The organism is Massilia sp. TWR1-2-2 (assembly GCF_049897565.1).
In the GTDB taxonomy this organism is placed as follows: domain Bacteria; phylum Pseudomonadota; class Gammaproteobacteria; order Burkholderiales; family Burkholderiaceae_D; genus JAFCUW01.
The window spans coordinates 1-1,109 of the sequence record NZ_JAFCWM010000093.1 but is presented as its reverse complement, the minus strand read 5'-3'; the positions used below and the strand labels follow the sequence as shown (position 1 = coordinate 1,109).

The following is a 1,109-nucleotide window of genomic DNA, read 5'->3' as shown; positions in this document are numbered from 1 at the left end:
GTAAGCGTCCAGTCCACCCACCTTCCATTGCCAATTCCACCTAGCCATACTCCGGTTTTGAAAAGGAGATAGGAATGGCAAATATCGAACGCGAAGCGCTGTGGAAAGAACGCGTCGCACAATGGCGTGTTAGCGGTCAGTCGCAGCGTGCGTTTGCAGTGAATCAGGGCTATGCCCAGCGTCAGCTCAATTATTGGGCGCGACGATTGACCGTGGTCGACGCGGCGCCGGCATTTTTGCCTTTGTCGATTCAATCTGCCGCGACCGTTGCGCCAGCGATCAGTTTGCGTAGTCCCAGCGGCTGGACCGTGACGTTGCCGGCAGCCTTGCCGACGAACTGGGTCGTCGAACTGCTGCGTGCCCTGGCATGAAGCTGCAGGCAGCGTCGTTCTGGCTGGCCACCCAGGCTGTGGACATGCGCACCGGCATCGATGGGCTTTCGCTGCATGTGCAGGAGGCCCTGGGCCGCGCACCCTGCGACGGCACGGCATACGTGTTCAGCAACCGTCGAAGGACCCGCTTGAAGCTGGTCTGCTGGGATGGCAATGGCGTTTGGATGTGCCTGCGTCGTCTGCACCGCGGTCAGTTCGTTTGGCCGCAGGCACACGAAACAAGCTGGCAGTTAACCGACGAGCAATGGCAATGGCTGATCGCCGGCGTCGACTGGCAGCGCTTGGTCGCGCCGGCCCCGGCGCAATGGCAGCTGTAGCGCCGCGCATGTAAACTGTTGTGCTTGTAAACAGCGGCCGTGCCCGGTAAACTACGGGAATGGATTTGCTTACCGAACTAACCCGCGCCAACCACGATCCCGCCGTGATCGCGAAGGTGCGCGCGCTGATGGAGCAAAGCGCCAGAGCAGAACAGGTGCTGGCGAAAAACAGTGCGACGCTGGCGGAGAAGGACTTCAAGATTGCTGCGTTGACGCTTGAACTAGCGTACTACCGTCGCATCAAGTTCGGCCAGAAAAGCGAGTCCTTCAGCGGTGAGCAGCGTGAGCTGTTTGAAGAAACGGTCAACACCGACCTGTCCGCGATCGAGGCCGAGCTGGTGCCACCTGCTGACATCGCTGACGGCGAAGCCGGCAAGCGCAAACGCAGCCGTGCCGGGCG

The 1,109-nt window shown here is 60.9% G+C and carries 3 protein-coding genes; all 3 read left to right on the top strand.

Annotated elements, in window-relative coordinates:
- The first annotated feature begins 74 nt into the window (after nucleotides 1–74).
- Nucleotides 75–371: an IS66 family insertion sequence element accessory protein TnpA gene (gene tnpA / locus ACP7DD_RS26515; protein ID WP_426178386.1), complete on the top strand. Its 297-nt coding sequence runs from the start codon at nucleotides 75–77 to the stop codon at nucleotides 369–371.
- Complete coding sequence (tnpB, locus tag ACP7DD_RS26510) at nucleotides 368–709, top strand: IS66 family insertion sequence element accessory protein TnpB (protein ID WP_426178385.1); 342 nt, start codon at nucleotides 368–370, stop codon at nucleotides 707–709. The genes tnpA and tnpB overlap by 4 nt, the downstream gene beginning before the upstream one ends.
- A 59-nt stretch (nucleotides 710–768) precedes the next feature.
- Nucleotides 769–1,109 (top strand): transposase domain-containing protein (locus ACP7DD_RS26505; RefSeq protein WP_426178384.1); only part of this gene is annotated, 341 nt, incomplete at its 3' end.

What these genes read in the sequence shown, in the direction of transcription:
- tnpA (WP_426178386.1), top strand. Translation starts at nt 75, where the DNA reads ATGGCAAATATCGAACGCGAAGCGCTGTGGAAAGAACGCGTCGCACAA.
- tnpB (WP_426178385.1), top strand. Translation starts at nt 368, where the DNA reads ATGAAGCTGCAGGCAGCGTCGTTCTGGCTGGCCACCCAGGCTGTGGAC.